Source organism: Streptomyces sp. NPDC087270, from assembly GCF_044744625.1.
In the GTDB taxonomy this organism is placed as follows: domain Bacteria; phylum Actinomycetota; class Actinomycetes; order Streptomycetales; family Streptomycetaceae; genus Actinacidiphila.
This window is the reverse complement of record NZ_JBIUYR010000027.1, coordinates 63,910-79,554: the sequence shown is the minus strand read 5'-3', so window position 1 is coordinate 79,554 and position 15,645 is coordinate 63,910. Positions and strand designations below refer to the sequence as shown.

Here is a 15,645-nt window from a genome sequence, read left to right as displayed (position 1 = left end):
GGGCGTCGGTGGATAGGTCGGATGTCTTTTTAGCGCGCGGGCGTCTCCGTGTCCAGATGTGGCGCAGAAGTCTGGTCGGCTGGAAAATGAGGGAAGATTCGTAGGATCTATCACCGCAGCCCGCCGACCTGGGAACGCTCTCTTGCGGTGAGTGTTTTTGTTTTTTCTTGTGCAAAGTCGAACCTTGCGATCAGGTATCCGGCTCTGTACGGTCGGTGCGATTCGCGCTCGCGTCATGTATGTGTCAACCCGCATGCCGGCCCCCACGGAGCGCCGAACACACCCCCCACGTCCCAGGAGCATTCGATGCACGGGTTCCCCAGAGGCTCACGGCACCCAGGGGCGACGGCGGTCGGCGCCGTCGCCACGATCGGCGCCGACTTCGCCGACCACTTCCCCGACCGCGCCGAGCGCCGTATCGGCGGCCGGCTCTGCGCGCCGCCGGCGCGCCCGCGCTGAGCGCTGAGCGCTGAACGAGGACAGCACCGCCCGAAATCAGGGTCACGTTGGCCCGGCCGAGGAGGTCTTGTGTCGTCACGTCCAATCATCCTGAGGTGGACGCCGCTTGTCGCGGTGCTCTCCCTGATCTCTCTGTTCCTGTCCGTGCTCGTCGATCCGCCGACCGCGTCGGCGGCCACCACCACGACGGCATGGCAGAACGGCAACTTCAACCTGAACCCCGGCGGGGTCGTCAGCCGCTCCGACATCGTGCTCGGCACGCCGAACACGCAGGCCGCGCAGTCGCTCGGCCTGGGCAACGGTTCGCTGGGGGTGGCCGCTTGGGCGGCGGGCGGGTTCACCGCCCAGCTGAACCGCACCGACACCATGCCGGACCGCAAGTCGCCCGGGCAGGTGCAGATCCCGGGGTTGAGCACGATGACCTCGGCGTCCGACTTCACCGGCCGGCTGGACCTCTACAACGGGGTGCTCACGGAGTCCGGCGGCGGCCAGACCCTGAAGGCGTGGGTGCCTTCGGGCAAGGACGAGTTGATCGTGGACGTGACGGGCGCGAACCCGAACACCACGCAGACCGCCGACGTGCACCTGTGGTCGGGCCGCAACCCGACCGCCGCCACGTCCGGCACGATCGGCACCCTGGCGGAGACCTGGGTGGACAACGCCGAGCAGGAGCCGTCGGGTCGGACCTTCGGCTCGCTGGCCGCGATCACCGCCGGCGGGCAGGGAGTCAGCACCTCGGTGGTGAACTCCACGACGGTGCAGGTCAGTTTCAAGCCCAACGCGGACGGGTCGTACCGGATCGTGGTCGGCGCGCCCAGCTGGACCGGGGGCAACGCCGCCACGACGGCGGCCGCTCTGCTGGGCGGCGACGCGACCGCGGCCGAGTCAACCCTGCTGAGCAGCCAGTCCACTTGGTGGAACGGGTTCTGGGCGAAGAGCGGCCTGATCGAGCTGAACTCCTCGGACGGCTCCGCCCAGTACATGGAGGCGCTGCGGACGATCTACCTCTACACCGAGGCGGCCTCGATGCGGGGCACCTACCCGGGCAGCCAGGCCGGCGTCACGGACATGTTCAACTTCGGCCAGGACCAGCAGAACTGGACTCCGTCGTCGACCTGGTTGTGGAACCTGCGCACCCAGATATCGGCCAACATGACGTCGGGCAACTACGCCCTCAACACCCCGATCTTCGACCTCTACCTGAACAACCTCGCGGCGATCGAGACCTGGACGAAGGCGCAGATGAGCGGGCACGCCGGTGCCTGCGTGCCGGAGGTCATGCGCTTCAACGGCAACGGCGGGGACCCGTCCGCGGGAGCCAACGCCGCCTGCAGCGAGCCGGGCAGCCCGAACTGGAACGCCCTGGACATCACCAGCGGGGCGGAGATCTCGCTGTACGTGTGGCAGCAGTACCAGGCGACCGGTGACACCGCGTTCCTCACCAAGTACTACCCGCTGATGCAGCAGTCGGCGATCTTCCTGCTCGGCTACCAGACCAAGGGCTCCGACGGCCTGCTGCACGCCACCGCGAACGCGCACGAGACGCAGTGGGCGGTCACCGACCCGACCACCGACATCGTCGCGGACCAGGCGCTCTTCCCGGCGGTGATCAGCGCGGCGCAGAAGCTGGGCACCGACGCCTCGCTGGTGTCCCAACTGCAGACCGCCCTCGGTGAACTGCCGCCCTACGCCCGCACGGACGAGGCGACCAGGACCCAACTGCTCACCCCCGCGGACGACGCGGCCGGCGCGGACGTGATCGCCGACTCGTACCAGCCGGCGGCGACGATCAGGAACTCGGAGAACATCGGGCTGGAGCCGGTCTGGCCCTGGAACGTGATCAGCGACACCTCCAGCATGCTGGCGCTGGCCAAGCGGACGTACACGTACCGGCCGGTCACCGGCGGGAACGACTGGAGCCTGGACGCCATCCAGGCGGCCCGACTCGGCCTGGCCGGCGAGGTGCAGAACCGGCTGGTCGGGATCACCGAGTCGCACCAGGTGTACATCTCCGGAATGGCCGACCTGGGCAGCACCGTCGGCACCGAGTCGTACATCGAGCAGGCGGCCGGGGTGGCGGCCGGGGTCGACGAGGCCCTGGTGCAGGACTACGACGGCCTGCTCCGGTTCGCTCCCGCCTGGCCGAGCGGCTGGGACGCCGCCGGCACCGTGTTCATCCAGGACGGCGGCAAGGTCGACGTCCAGATGGAGGGCGGCACGCTCGCCACGGCCGCGATCCACGCCGGCACCACCGAGACCATGAAGGTGCGCAACCCGTGGTCCGGGAAGTCGGCCGAGGTCGTCAACGGGTCGACCGGCGCCGTGGTGGTGGCCGCCACGACGGCCGGCACCCTCAGCGTCCCGGTCACCGCCGGCCAGAGCTACCTGGTGGAGCAGCCTTCGGCACTCACCACGTCGTTGCCCTACGCCCAGGTGACCGGAACCGCCGCGACCACCGCCAAGCACCTGGGCGGGGTGAAGATCGGGCTGGACGGCGCCGGCGGCGTGGCCGGGCCGACGTTCTACCCGAACACCAACTACGGCGGAACCGGCGTGAAGTTGGGCGACGGCAGCTACACGATCTCCCAGATGGAGGCCGCGGGCATCACCAACGACGCGATCTCCTCGATCCGGGTGCCGGCCGGATTCACGGTGGTGGCCTACGCCGACGGCGATTTCACCGGCGCCTCGTGGACGTTCACGGCGGACAACGCGGACCTGACGGGCCTGGGTGCCAACGACACGATCTCCTCGTTCAAGATCACCGGAAGCGCGGCGGGGTGATCGTCCCGGGGCGAGCCCGGCGAACGGCCGAAGGCCGGTCAGTGCTGTAGGGGTCGCGTGCACCTCCTGCTCCACGTGTCGCGTGGAGCAGGAGGGCCGCCTGGTGGAGGTGGTGCGACGGGAGCGGCGCGGCGGGTCGGTCACACCTTTGCCACGGGCGCGGGAGGACCCGTATCGGGGGGTGGCGGGGCTGGGATGATGCGGGTATGGCAACCAACGGGGGCACGGGCGGGCAGCCCGAAGACGAGGCCACACGGACCGTGACGAGCTACGAACTCAGCCCGCCGGGGGCGTCGGAGGCCGCGGCCACGCCACCCGTGGGAGCGCCGTCCGCCCCCGCTCCGACCGGTGCCGGTGGTACGGGCGGCGGGCGGCTGGTCGGTGAGCGCTACCGCCTCGTCGAGCGGCTCGGCTTCGGCGGCATGGGCACCGTGTGGCGGGCGCACGACGAGGTCGTGGACCGCGACGTGGCCGTGAAGGAGCCGCGGGTCCCCGAGCACATGACCGACGCCCAGCGGCAGACCGCGTATCTGCGGATGCAGCGCGAGGCGCGTGCCGCCGCCCGGATCGACCATCCCTCCGTGGTCACCGTGCACGACGTGGTCGTCGAGGACGACCGGCCCTGGATCGTCATGGAGTTGGTGCGCGGCCGGTCGCTGGCGGAGGTGCTCGCCGAGGGGACGGTCCCGGCGCGGGAGGCGGCCAGGATCGGGCTGGCGGTCCTCGGCGCCCTCGTCGCCGCGCACGAGGCCGGAGTGCTGCACCGCGACGTGAAGCCCGCGAACATCCTGCTCGGCCGGCACGGCCGGGTGGTGCTCACCGACTTCGGCATCGCCCATGTCGAGGGCGAGGAGCCGCTGACGGAGACCGGGGCGTTCATCGGGTCGCCGGAGTACATCGCCCCCGAGCGGGTGCTGGGGCAGCGGCCGGGGCCCGAGTCCGACCTGTGGTCGCTCGGGGTCGTGCTCTACCAGGCGGTGGAGGGCGTGTCGCCGTTCCGCCGGCAGGCCACACCGTCGACCTTCCAGGCCGTCCTGCTCGCGGAGTTGCCGCCGCCGCGCGCGGCGGGGCCGCTCGCCGGGCCGATCCTGGGGGTGCTGCGCAAGGAGTCGTCGGCGCGTACGACCGCGGCGCGGTTCGGCGACGAGTTGCGCTCCGTCCTCGACCCGCCGCGCGTTCCGTCCCAGGCCGGGGGCACGGCCGTGGCCACCGCGGTCGGCGGGATCGGCGGGGCCGGCGCGGTGGTCGGGGCCGGTTCGGCCGGCGGGGGCGGCGCCGTCGAGCCCGCCGCCGGCCGGGCGGTACGGGCACTGCGCCGCAGCCGCCGCGCGCAGGCGGTCACCGCGGTGGTGGTCGCGGTCGCGGTGGCGGGGGCGGTGATCGCGATCGTCTCCCCGTTCGGCGGTGGCCTGCCCAAGGGCTGGAAGTCGTACCAGGAGCGGGGCGTGGACGCCACGGTCGCGGTGCCGGGCGACTACGTGCGCAGCATCGCCGACAAGAAGGTGACGTACACCGACCCGCACGGGGTCTTCACGGTGACGCTGTCCAAGAAGCAGGGCGAGAAGGACAGCGCGGCGGGCGTCGCCAACGCCAACCTGCAGTGGTACAAGGACGGCGGCCAGATCAAGTACTCCGACACGGTGCAGGACGCCGACGGCCGGGTCGTCGAGGCGACGCAGCAGGGCCAGGCCGCGGCCCGGCTCGACGTCCACTACACCGACCTGTCGGTCGACGCGCACACGGCCGCGCGCGAACTCGAACTGGACGTGGTCAGCGGGGACGGCGACCTGTACACGCTGGATGTGGTGATGCCGGCGGCCGCCACCCAGTCCGCGCAGGGCCAGCGCATCTTCGACCAGGTCAAGAAGCATCTGACGATCCACACCTTGTGAGTGCGCCCGTCGCCCGTGGCGGCCGCGCACCGAAGGATCGTCCCGGCAGGCGAGAAGGAGAGTCATGACCACACCTCCCGGAGGACCGGGCCCCTACGGCAACCCCGGAGGCGCCGGAGCCGACCCCCGAGTCGCCGGCGGCTACGGGCCCCAACCCGGCGGCTACGGGCCCCAGTCCGGTGGATACGGTGCCCCACCGGGCGGGTATGGCGCCCAACCCGGCGGGTACGGGCCGCCGCCTACCACCGGATACCCGCCCCAGGGGCCGGGGCCGGGGCCGGGGCAGGGCGGGGCGCTTCCGCAGGACGACGGCCGTACACCCGGGAGCGGTGGCTGGCAGCCGCGCGGCGCCGAGGCGTACCGCAAGCAAGAGCCGCCCGCCATACGGCAGTTCGACGCCGCGCCGCGCCGCTCGCGGTTCGGGCTGGTGGCCCAGTTCGTGTTCCAGTTCCTCTACATACCGGTGTGGGCGCTGATCGCGCTCGCCCTGCTTGCCCTGGTGATCTGGATCGACACCGGCTCCAGCGCCAACGTCGGCCTGTCGGAAGGGGTGTTCGGTTTCACGAAGGCCGGGATCTCCTGGCGGCGGCTGCGCGCGGAGTGGAGCGGCCGGGCCGAGAGCTGGGCGCCGTTCACCGACTCCCGCCTCGCGGAGCGCTTCACGAAGGCGGAGAAGAGCAGCGGCTGGGCCGTCTCCGAACTCCCGCCCAGCGGCGTACGGCGCGCGAAGTGCGAACTGCCGGTGGAGCACTACCGCGGCCTGGACTCGGCCGCGCTCGACCAACTCGCCCGGCGACGCGGCTGGTCGATGGACTGGGACGCCACCAGGAAGCCGGCCGAGGCGGTGCACTTCTTCCGGCTGATCCCGCCACCGCAGCACACCGGTGTGCCGGACCCGTACGGGCCCGCGCCGTACCCGGGAACGCCGTGGGGGCCGCTGCCGCGCCGGTTCGCGATGCCGCTGCTCACCTTCGTCTTCCTGCCGCGGCTGCGCGCCCTGGAACTGCGGGGCAGCGCCGACGCCTACCTCGCCCACCTGCGGGCGTACCTGCCCGAGCAGATCCGCACCGAGACCGAGAGGAACCCCGCCAGGGGCTACCAGGCCGACGAGTCCGGCCGCGTCCTGCGCCGGATCGCGGTACGCCCCTGGCACTTCCGCGGCGCGGGCGCGCACGCCGTCCTGCGCGTGGCGGCGGAGCAGGGATGGCGGCTCGACCACTCCTTCCCGGCCCGTCCCGCCGGCACGGTCCACCTCTGCTGCCCGGAACTCGCCACGCCCGTCGTCCCCGGATGACCCGCGGGACCCGGGAGTGCCGCTTCAGGGTGCCGAGTTGAGGAACGGGTTGGTCAACGCGGCTACCGGCGCGAAGCCTTCGGGGAGAAGGGGGACGGTGGCGTCGTGAGGCGGATCTTGGTGGTGGGGGTCACCGGTGCCGGGAAGACGACGCTCGCGCGGGCTCTGGGCGGCCGACTCGGGCTGCCCTGCCACGAGATGGACGCGCTGTACTTCAACGGACCCGGCTGGGCGGTCAACGGCAGGTTGGCCGAGGACGTGTCGAGCCTTGTCGCCGAGCCGGGCTGGGTCTTCGACTCGCTCGGCTATCCGGAGGTCCGCGATCTGCTGTGGGACCGGGCCGGCACCGTGGTGTGGCTGGACTATCCCCGGCGGGTCGTCATGCCCCGCGTCCTGTGGCGTTCGTTGCGGCGTACGGTCACGCGCGAGGTGCTCTTCGGCGGCAACAGGGAGACGTGGGCGGGCTGGTTGAGCCGGGAGCACCCGGCGTGGTGGGCGTGGTCCCAACACGCGCCCCGGCGGCGCGAGATCGGGCGCCGTGCCCGCGATCCCCGTTTCGCGCCTCTCGACGTCATTCGCCTCGGCCACCCCAAGGACACCGCGGCCTGGCTGGCGTCGCCCCGACCGGGCGGCGCCTCACGCGGCGGACCGGCGGAAGGCAACGGGCGCGTGCCGTAGGCGGGTTGAGGTGCCCCCACCCCGATCGTCCTCTCGACCGTCTTCTCGATCGTCGAGGCGGCCGTCCGAACGGAGCCGCCCGCCGCCCGCTCAGCCGGCTGACGGGCGCCGCGGCGGCGGGTCCACCGCGGCGGCTACGGTCGCCATCGCGGCCAGGGCCCGAGCGGCGGACCCGAGCCGGCGGGTGTCGGAGACGGCCAGCGACACCGGCCAGCGCAGGTCGGCGTCCGTGACCGCCAGCTGCCGTATGTCGTCGCGCGCGGGGATGACGAACCGCGGCAGCAGGGCGATGCCCAGGCCCTGCCGGACGAAGGCCGCGCCGGTGGAGATGTCGGTGATCTCGATGGCCACCTGCCGGCTCAGCCCGGCGGTGGCGAACGCCCGGTCGGTGACGCTGCGGTTGCCGTAGCCGAGGGGGAAGTCCACGAACCGCTCGTCGGCCAGTTCGGCCATCGCCACCGACGCCCGCTCGGCGAGCCGGTGCCCGGCCGGCACGACCAGGTCCAGCGGGGCGAAGGTCAGTTCGTGCAGGCGCACGCCCGCCGGGGGCGGCCCGGGCAGGGAGACGAAGGCGAGGTCGAGGGCTCCTTCGGCGAGCGAGGCGACCAGACCGCCCGAGCCGGTCGGGGCCGCCGTCAGCCGCAGTGCCACGTCCGGGTGGCGGCGGTGGAACTGCCCGAGCAGGCCGGGCAGGTCGATCAGCGCGACGGATGTCAGCGTGCCGATCCGCACGGTGCCGCGCAGGCCCCCGGTCACCTCGCCCACGGTGTCGCGGGCGTCCTCGACGGCGTCGAGCGCGGCCCGGGCCTTGGGCAGGAGCGCGGTCCCGGCGTCAGTCAGCTCCACCCGCCGCGAGGTGCGGTCGAGCAGCGGGACGCCGAGTTCCCTCTCCAGTGCCTTCACGGTCGCGGACACCCCGGACTGCACCACGTGCAGGCGCTCGGCGGCCCGGGTGAAGCTGAGCTCCTCCGCGACGGCCACGAAGTACTCCAGATGCCTGAGCTCCATGGCCGCGATCCTCTCATATCCATCGTCCAGCATGCTGATTGCCAGCAGAAACGATTGTTGGACGTGATGGACCCGCGAGGCGCACCGTGGTGTCGTCGAGCCACGGAGGACAGACATGACGACCGAGACGGCACCCCAGACGGCACCCGAGACGAAGACCCGTACGACCGGCAAGGCGCCCGGGCCCGCCCCCTCACCGGAGGCGTACCCCGAAGCCGATCCGGCCGGCCGCGGCTCCCGCCGGCACTCCGTCGGCTTCTGGCTCATCGCCGCCGTGTTCCTGACCTCGATGGCCTTCTCGACGGTGCCGACCCCGCTCTACCCGCTCTACCAGCGGCGCGACGGCTTCTCGACCTTCACGATCACCGTCGTGTTCGCGGTCTACGCGGTCGGTGTGGTCGCGAGCCTGATGCTGGCCGGGCACATCTCGGACTGGGTGGGCCGCAAAAGGGTGCTGATCCCGGCGCTGGCCCTCGAAGCCGTCGCCGCCGTGCTGTTCCTGTCCTGGCCGGCGCTGCCCGGCCTGATCGTGGCGCGGTTCGTCACCGGACTGGGCGTCGGCATGATCACCGCCACGGCCACCGCCCACCTGCACGAACTGCACGCGGCCGGCCGTCCCGGTGCCGGCCGCGGGCGCTTCGAGGTGGTCTCGACGGCCGCGAACATCGGCGGTCTCGGGGTCGGCCCGCTGGTGGCCGGCTTCCTCGCCCAGTTCGTCACCGAGCCGCTCCGCACGCCGTACCTGGTCTTCGCGATCCTGCTGCTCCTGGGCATCGTCGCCGTGGCCGCCGCCCCCGAGACCGTCGAGGAGTTGCCGCAGCGGCCGGCCTGGCGGCCGCAGACCGTCTCGGTCCCGTCCGGCGGCCGGACCGGCTATCTCGCCGCCGTCGTCTCCGCGTTCAGCGCCTTCGCGGTGTTCGGCATGTTCTCCTCGCTCGCCCCGGCCTTCGTCGCCGGCCCGCTGCATCACCCCAGCCGCCTGCTCGCCGGGGTCGTCGTCTTCATGGTCTTCGGCACCGCGGCGCTCGCCCAGTCCGCCACCACCCGTATGACGGCGGGCATACGGCTGGCCGTCGGCCTCCTCGGCGAGGCCGCCGGGCTGGTCGTCCTGGCCGCCGGCATGGAGCGGGCCGACCTCGCCGCGTTCCTGGCCGGCGGCGCGCTGGCCGGCGCGGGCGCGGGTGTGCTCTTCAAGTCCGCGATCGGGACCGTGATCGCCAAGGCCGCTCCCGCGCAGCGCGGTTCCGCCCTGGCCGGGCTCTTCCTGATCGCCTACCTCGGGCTGATCGTCCCCGTCGTCGGCCTCGGCGTCGCGACCCGCTCCCTGCCGGTCACCACGGCGATGCTCTGGTTCACCGGTGCGCTCCTGGCCGTCATGACCGGGGCCGCCGCCCTGGCCGGTACGGCCCGCCGTACCGCCGCGGGCGCCTGACCGGCCGCCTGACCCGCCGCCTGACCGGCCGCCTGAGCCGCCGCCGTACGCGGGAGCCCGGGCGTCCCGATCACGTTCGTCCCGGAGCGGTCCGAGCGCACGGCGAACGCGCCCGGGCCGTACGAGACATGGGGCCGCGCCCCACCGGCTCCGGCATGACACGGCGTACGGGCTTGACTAGCCTGCTGCGCATGACTGCGTACGGGGGAGACGGAAGTGGTCCGAGTGGGATGGGAGCCGAGCCACTCGCGGAGAACGACCCGAGCCGGATCGGCCCCTTCACGCTGCTGGGCCGGCTCGGGTCGGGCGGGATGGGGCGGGTCTACCTGGGCCTGGCCGGCGGGCGGTTCGCCGCGGTCAAGCAGGTGCACCCGCATCTGACCGACGACGAGGGGTTCCGGCGGCGCTTCGGCCACGAACTCGACAACCTGGCCCGCCTGCCCGCGGGGGTCAGCGCCGAACTCCTGGACAGCGACCGGGAGTCGCGGCCACCCTGGCTGGCCACCGCGCACATTCCCGGTATCACCCTGGACGAGGCGCTGCGGGTGAACGGCGGGCCGATGCCCGTCGCGGACGTCTGGCTGCTGCTGCGGGAGGCCGCGGCGGGCCTGGCGGTGGTGAACGAGGTCGGCATCGTGCACCGGGATCTCAAGCCGTCGAACGTGATGCTGCGCGCGGACGGGCTCACCCTGATCGACTTCGGGGTGGCGATGGCGCTGGAGCAGAGCCGGTTGACCCAGTCCGGGATGGTGATCGGCACCCCCGCGTACATGTCGCCGGAACAGGCGTCCAGCCAACGGGACTTGACGAGTGCCACGGACGTGTTCGCCCTGGGCTGCCTGCTGGGGTACGCGGCGACCGGGCAGCCGCCGTACGGGGACGGCGGCGGCGTGCAGATGCTCTACCGCATCATCCACGAGGAGCCGGACCTCGCGCCGCTTCGTGCGGTCGACGCGGAACTGGCGGCGGTGGTCGCCGACTGCCTCGCGCGCGAGCCTCAAGACCGGCCCACCGCAGCAGAGTTGGCGGCGCGGGCCGCGTCGCACGTCGCCGCCGGCCTGCCGCCCTGGCCGCCGCGCGTGCGCGAACTGCTGGCCACGCGCCGCGAGTCGGCGAAGCGGGTACCCGAACCGGAGGCGGGGGAGCGGGCGACGGAGGCCGCCGTTGAACTGCCCCCGGGTTCCGAGCCCGGACCCGGCCCGTCGGGCCCGAAGCCCGGACCCCAGCCTGATCCGGAGCCCGCGCCCGAACTCGCGCCCGTGCCCGCGCCCCAGCCCGAGCGGCGCAGGTCGCGGCTGCCGCGCGTCCTGGTGATTCCCCTGGTGGTCGTCGCGACCGGCGGTGCGGTGGCGCTCACCCCTTACCTGCTCACGCCGAAGGACCACGACGCGCACTCACCGTCCGGTGGCGGCGGCACGGCGGCCGCCCTGCCCAGCACCGGCACGTCGACCGGCTCCGCGACGCCCTCCGCGTCCAACTCCGCTGACAGGAGGGGGCCTTCGCCCTCCAAGGGCGCGATGTCCCCCTCGGGCGGCACGCACGCCGGCGCGGCCGGCACCGGGACCTCGGGCTCGCGGGCCGGCTCGGGTTCGGCCGGCCGTACCGGCGGGTCCTCGTCGGGCTCGGGCGGGTCCGGCGGCTCGAAGACCTCGGGCAGCTCCGGCGGTTCGGCTGGCGCTTCCTCGGGTTCCACCGGCTCGTCCGGCTCGGGCTCCACCATCACCGCGAGCGGCACCCACCGGCTGGTGTCCGCCCTGGACGGGCACTGCCTCGCCTACGACGTCAACCACAGCACCTCCGCCTACCTGGCGAGCTGCGGCTCCAGCGGCCCCTTCAAGTGGACCTACGCCGCGGTGTCCGGCGGCACCTTCGAACTGCGGAACGCCGGCAGCGGCAACTGCCTTGCCGGCAGCGGGGACAACTTCAGCTACGTGGTCTCCTGCGGCAGTTCCGACGCCGACCGGTGGAAGCTCGGCCACTCGACCTCCTCCGGCACCACCCTCCAGAACGTCTCGGCCGGCCAGTGCCTGCAGAACGACACCACCGTCGGCGCGTACGCGACCACCACCGCCTGCGGCAGCTCCGCTGACCTCCTCTGGTCCAACGACTGACCGTCCGCCCCCGCGCCACCGCCCCGCCCGAACCCCCCCCGCCCGAACGCCCCGCCGCCCTCGGAGCCCGACCGCACGGCGGGCGGCGATGGCGACGGGAACGCGAACGGAACGGCGTGCGTGCGTTCCGCGCCGCCGAGGTGGGGCCTACACGGGTGACAGCAGCCACTGCTGCGAGGTGCTCCCGGTGTTGCTCTGCTGCTGGAGCGTGGCGCTCCGGCTGGTGGAGGCGCCGGTGACGCCGAGGACGAGGCCGCTTCTGACGCTGGTGAGGGTGACGTAGCCGTTGCCCACGGGGGCGGTGGTCCACTGCTCGTTGGTGCTGCCCTGGAGCGGGTACTGGATGATCGCGGCACCGGGCGACCTGCTGCCACCGGCGACGTTCATGCCGAGGCCGGAGGACACGTTGACGAGGTTGTGGACGCCGCCGGGCAGCGGGACGAACCTCCAGCTCTGGTTCGCGCCGCCGTCGACCGGCCACTGGATGAGCGCGGTGCCGGCGGCCTTGGAGGCGGAGGGGTCGTCGATGGCCAGGCCGCTGTTGCGGTTGACCAGCACATGGGTGGCGGCGGGGGCGGGTGATCCCGACGTCGCGTAGAGGCGGCCGGCGAACCGGCGGGCGAAGCCGTCGCCGGTGGAGGCGGTGACGGTGTAGTCGTAACGGCCGGCCGAGGTGGCCTTCAGCGTGGTCCGGGAGCTTCCGCCGGCCGCCACGGTGAGGGTGGTGGCGGCGGCGCCGGCAGGGGCGAGGTAGGCGGCGTTGGGCTGGACGGTGAAGTCGGTGGGGACCGAACCGGCGTTGCTGACGGTCAGGGTCAGCGTGGCGCCGTCCTGGTTGTCGACGACGCGGGCCTCGGGGTGGGCCTTGGTGGTGTCCGTCCAGGTCAGGACGTTGCCCTGGAAACCGCGGAGGTAGCCGTCGGGGCCGTGCAGGTCGATGTCGTAGGGGCCGCCGCCGTAGGTCTTCGCGGAGAAGTAGTCGGTGAGGCTCCCGCCGACCGGGCAGTTCAGGTTCCACGCCTGGAAGGTGCGGTGGTTGACCGTGTAGGCCGTGAAACTCCCGGCCAGGGTGCCCGCGTTGTCGGTCTCGAACCAGACGCGGTTCGTCGAGGTGTCGGTCCAGGACGCGGTGTCGAAGACGTAGCCCAGCGGCTGCGCGGGGCGGTCGCCGGACTCCTGCGCGGGCAGCGCGCCCGTGGCGGGCAGCGTGGGGGCCGGCAGCGACTTCTGCCGGTCGGCGGCGGCGACCAGGGCCGCGGTGTCGGGCAGGTCGGTCGGGAACGCGACGGGACCGGTGCCGAAGGTGAAGGCGCTGGTGAGGTCGCCGCTGACCGAGCGCCGCCAGTCGGAGATGTTGACGCAGCGCACGCCGGTGACCAGTTCGGCGAACCGCACGGGGGAGGTGTGGTCGAACACCTGGGAGCAGACCCGGCCGCCGGTGGACCAGGGGGAGATGACGGTCATCGGGACGCGCGGGCCCATCCCGATCGGGGTGCTGCCGACGAACTCCGCGGCGGTGCCGGGGGCGGGGACGGGCGGCGCGACGTGGTCGAAGAAGCCGTCGTTCTCGTCGTAGTTGTAGAAGACGACGGTGGAGTCCCAGGTGGCCTGGTCGGCGGCGATGGCGGAGAGCACGCCGCTGACGAAGTCGGCGCCGTCGGCCGGGCGGTAGGCGGGGTGTTCGGACTTGGCGGTGGGGGCGACCACCCAGGAGACGGTGGGGAAGGTGCCGGCCGCGATGTCGGCGCTGATCGCGGAGGTGATGCTCGCGACCCGGGCCATGCCGCGGGTGTACAGCGGGGAGGTGGTGGGGGCGTTCACGAACTGGGTGAACCAGGCGAGCGGGTTGCAGTCGTAGTTGTCCGCCTCCTGGTAGACCCGCCAGGAGACGCCGGCGTCCTGGAGCATCTCCGGGTAGGTGGTCCAGGAGCAGCCGCTCTCGACGTTGACGGTGACCGGGCCGCCGGCCGTGCCCGCCGGGTCGATCATCCCGGTCCACAGGTAGAGCCGGTTGGGGTGGGTGGGGCCCTGGACCGAGCAGAAGTACTGGTCGCAGATGGTGAAGGCGTCGGCCAGCGCGTGGTGGAAGGGCACGTCGGCGCGGGTGTAGTAGCCCATGGCGTAACCGGACTTGTTCGGGACCCAGTTGTTGTTCAGGCCGTTGTTCCAGGCCGCGTGGGTGCCGGACCAGGAGTGGTCGAGGTCCTTGACCTGCTGGGCGTCGCAGACCGAGGTGTCGAGGTGCCAGGGCTGGAGGATGCCGCCGCCGCCCGCCGAGCCCTTGGTGTCCTGGTTCCAGACGTTCGAGCCGCTCGGGAAGCGCAGCGGCGAGGTGTCGCCGAAGCCGCGTACGCCTCGGAGGGTTCCGTAGTAGTGGTCGAACGAGCGGTTCTCCTGCATCAGGATCACGACGTGCTCGACCGAGGAGAGCGAACCCGATCCGGTGGAGGCCGCCATGGCCTTCTGGACGCCGAGGGGCAGCCCGCCCAGCGCGGTGCCCGCGCCGACGGCGGCGGCCGAGCCGAGCAGGGTTCTGCGGGTGATCGGGGACATGGACAGACCTTTCGTCGGGCAGCGCGGGGTGGGGTCCCGCGGCTGCTGGGATCTGGCTATGCAGAACTTGGCGCATCACACCTTCACCTGTCATGACACATTTGCTGTCCGGCAGGTGAACGGCTGTCGAGCGGATGGCCGCCACGATCGGCGTCAATTCCGTTGCTGAGCACGGTTTTCCCCCATAGGGCGCGGTGCGGCGGGGGCTCGGCGGTGCATGGCGGCGCATGGTGGGCGAGCGGGGGATCGAGGCGGTCCGGTGCTGACAGGGTGAACAATAAGCCAAGCTGTAGCTATAGGTCTTTGATTTCTGCCTGCCGTCATGACAAGTTCAGTCCATGACGTCTTCGATGGATACCGTCCCGGTCCGCTATGCCCGCTGGGACGGGGTGGGGAGCCCGTTCTCCGTGGTCTCGGACCGCACCTCCGTCGTTCCGGGGTCCGGAGAGCTGCTGGTGCGGATCGACCTGGCCACGGTCTGCGGCAGCGACCTCCATACGGTGTCGGGCCGGCGTCCCTCCCCGGTGCCCGCGCTGCTCGGCCACGAGCAGGTGGGCACGGTGCTCGGGGTGGGCGCGGGCGGCGTGCGCTGCGTGGACGGGTCGCCGGTGACGCCCGGCACGCGGGTGGTCTGGTCGGTCACCGCGTCCTGCGGCAGTTGCGAACGCTGCGCGCGGGGACTGCCGCACAAGTGCCTGGGTCTGCGGAAATACGGGCACGAACCGCTGGTCGAGAGCGCGCCGTTGACCGGCGGGTTCGCCACCCACTGCGTCGTGCTGCCGGGCACGGCGGTCGTCGCGGTGCCCGCCGACCTGCCGGACGAGGTGGCCAGTCCGGCGTCCTGCGCGACCGCGACCGTCGCCGCGGCGATCGCCGCCGCGGGTCCGCTGGAGGGCCGGCGGGTGCTGGTGACGGGAGCCGGGATGCTCGGTCTGACGGCGGTGGCCATGGCCACCACGGCGGGCGCGCGGGTGGCCGCGGTGGACCCCGATCCGGCCCGGCGCGACCAGGCCCTCACCTTCGGCGCGGCCGAGGTGCACGACGGCTCGTCCACCCCGGGGGAGGCCGACGTCGCGATGGAGTTCTCCGGCCATTCGACCGCGGTGCAGCGGTGTTTGGACGCCCTCGCGGTGGGCGGTACGGCGGTGCTGGTCGGTTCGGTGTCACCGGGCGCGACCGTGGCGCTCGACCCCGAGCGGGTGGTCCGCGGGCTGCACACCGTGGTCGGCGTGCACAACTACCGCCCGGTGGACCTCGCGGCCGCCGTACGGTTCCTCGCCGCACACCACCGCGGCTATCCGTTCGCCGACCTGGTGGGGGGAACGTACGGGCTGGACCGGATGGACGCCGCGCTCGCGGCCGCCCGCGGCGCCGCGGCGCCGCGGCAGGCCGTGGCGCCGCGCCTTTGAGGCGGTTCGCGCCTTGCCGGTGAAC

General features: G+C 72.7%; 10 protein-coding genes. 8 read left to right on the top strand and 2 right to left on the bottom strand.

Features of this window, described 5'->3' with window-relative positions; all coding sequences use genetic code 11:
* Positions 1 to 306: 306 nt before the first annotated feature.
* The 5 genes from ACIPAE_RS36640 to ACIPAE_RS36620 all read left to right on the top strand — a co-directional run bounded on the left by ACIPAE_RS36640 (position 307) and on the right by ACIPAE_RS36620 (position 7,107).
* Entirely contained in the window at positions 307 to 459 is a 153-nt protein-coding gene (locus ACIPAE_RS36640) for a hypothetical protein (RefSeq protein ID WP_329367982.1), read from the top strand.
* 69 nt (positions 460 to 528) lie between these two features.
* Positions 529 to 3,243 carry a glycosyl hydrolase family 95 catalytic domain-containing protein gene (locus ACIPAE_RS36635; RefSeq protein WP_366412769.1) on the top strand — a complete coding sequence of 905 codons (2,715 nt, stop codon included), beginning with the start codon at positions 529 to 531 and terminating at the stop codon, positions 3,241 to 3,243.
* 206 nt (positions 3,244 to 3,449) lie between these two features.
* The gene (locus ACIPAE_RS36630; RefSeq protein ID WP_402451319.1) at positions 3,450 to 5,135 is read left to right on the top strand and encodes a serine/threonine-protein kinase; all 1,686 of its coding nucleotides are present in this window, start codon (positions 3,450 to 3,452) and stop codon (positions 5,133 to 5,135) included.
* A 64-nt stretch (positions 5,136 to 5,199) separates the two neighbouring features.
* Positions 5,200 to 6,429 (top strand): hypothetical protein, encoded by a 1,230-nt coding sequence (locus ACIPAE_RS36625; protein ID WP_402451317.1) that lies wholly within the window; start codon positions 5,200 to 5,202, stop codon positions 6,427 to 6,429.
* 105 nt (positions 6,430 to 6,534) lie between these two features.
* The gene (locus ACIPAE_RS36620) at positions 6,535 to 7,107 is read left to right on the top strand and encodes an adenylate kinase (protein ID WP_402451315.1); all 573 of its coding nucleotides are present in this window, start codon (positions 6,535 to 6,537) and stop codon (positions 7,105 to 7,107) included.
* 90 nt (positions 7,108 to 7,197) lie between these two features.
* On the opposite strand, the gene ACIPAE_RS36615 is transcribed toward ACIPAE_RS36620, so the two are convergent.
* The gene (locus ACIPAE_RS36615; RefSeq protein WP_366412773.1) at positions 7,198 to 8,115 is read right to left on the bottom strand and encodes a LysR substrate-binding domain-containing protein; all 918 of its coding nucleotides are present in this window, start codon (positions 8,113 to 8,115) and stop codon (positions 7,198 to 7,200) included.
* Positions 8,116 to 8,230: 115 nt separating this feature from the next.
* Here ACIPAE_RS36615 and ACIPAE_RS36610 point away from each other — a divergent pair, with 115 nt between their 5' ends.
* Both ACIPAE_RS36610 and ACIPAE_RS36605 read left to right on the top strand, forming a co-directional pair.
* Positions 8,231 to 9,547: an MFS transporter gene (locus ACIPAE_RS36610; RefSeq protein WP_402451312.1), complete on the top strand. Its 1,317-nt coding sequence runs from the start codon at positions 8,231 to 8,233 to the stop codon at positions 9,545 to 9,547.
* 230 nt (positions 9,548 to 9,777) lie between these two features.
* Entirely contained in the window at positions 9,778 to 11,658 is a 1,881-nt protein-coding gene (locus ACIPAE_RS36605; RefSeq protein WP_402451309.1) for a protein kinase, read from the top strand.
* A gap of 147 nt (positions 11,659 to 11,805) precedes the next feature.
* Here the strand turns inward: ACIPAE_RS36605 and ACIPAE_RS36600 are convergent, their stop codons facing one another.
* Positions 11,806 to 14,211 carry a phosphocholine-specific phospholipase C gene (locus tag ACIPAE_RS36600; protein WP_402451307.1) on the bottom strand — a complete coding sequence of 802 codons (2,406 nt, stop codon included), beginning with the start codon at positions 14,209 to 14,211 and terminating at the stop codon, positions 11,806 to 11,808.
* 350 nt (positions 14,212 to 14,561) lie between these two features.
* Between ACIPAE_RS36600 and ACIPAE_RS36595 the strand changes: the two genes are divergently transcribed.
* On the top strand, positions 14,562 to 15,620 hold the full coding sequence (locus ACIPAE_RS36595) for a zinc-binding dehydrogenase (RefSeq protein WP_402451305.1): 1,059 nt from the start codon (positions 14,562 to 14,564) through the stop codon (positions 15,618 to 15,620).
* The last annotated feature ends 25 nt before the right edge of the window (positions 15,621 to 15,645 follow it).

Bases quoted from the DNA above. Each gene is read 5' to 3' on its own strand.
- ACIPAE_RS36640 (WP_329367982.1), top strand. From the start codon at position 307: ATGCACGGGTTCCCCAGAGGCTCACGGCACCCAGGGGCGACGGCGGTC.
- ACIPAE_RS36630 (WP_402451319.1), top strand. From the start codon at position 3,450: ATGGCAACCAACGGGGGCACGGGCGGGCAGCCCGAAGACGAGGCCACA.
- ACIPAE_RS36625 (WP_402451317.1), top strand. From the start codon at position 5,200: ATGACCACACCTCCCGGAGGACCGGGCCCCTACGGCAACCCCGGAGGC.
- ACIPAE_RS36615 (WP_366412773.1), bottom strand. From the start codon at position 8,115: ATGGAGCTCAGGCATCTGGAGTACTTCGTGGCCGTCGCGGAGGAGCTC.
- ACIPAE_RS36610 (WP_402451312.1), top strand. From the start codon at position 8,231: ATGACGACCGAGACGGCACCCCAGACGGCACCCGAGACGAAGACCCGT.
- ACIPAE_RS36605 (WP_402451309.1), top strand. From the start codon at position 9,778: ATGGGAGCCGAGCCACTCGCGGAGAACGACCCGAGCCGGATCGGCCCC.
- ACIPAE_RS36600 (WP_402451307.1), bottom strand. From the start codon at position 14,211: ATGTCCCCGATCACCCGCAGAACCCTGCTCGGCTCGGCCGCCGCCGTC.
- ACIPAE_RS36595 (WP_402451305.1), top strand. From the start codon at position 14,562: ATGGATACCGTCCCGGTCCGCTATGCCCGCTGGGACGGGGTGGGGAGC.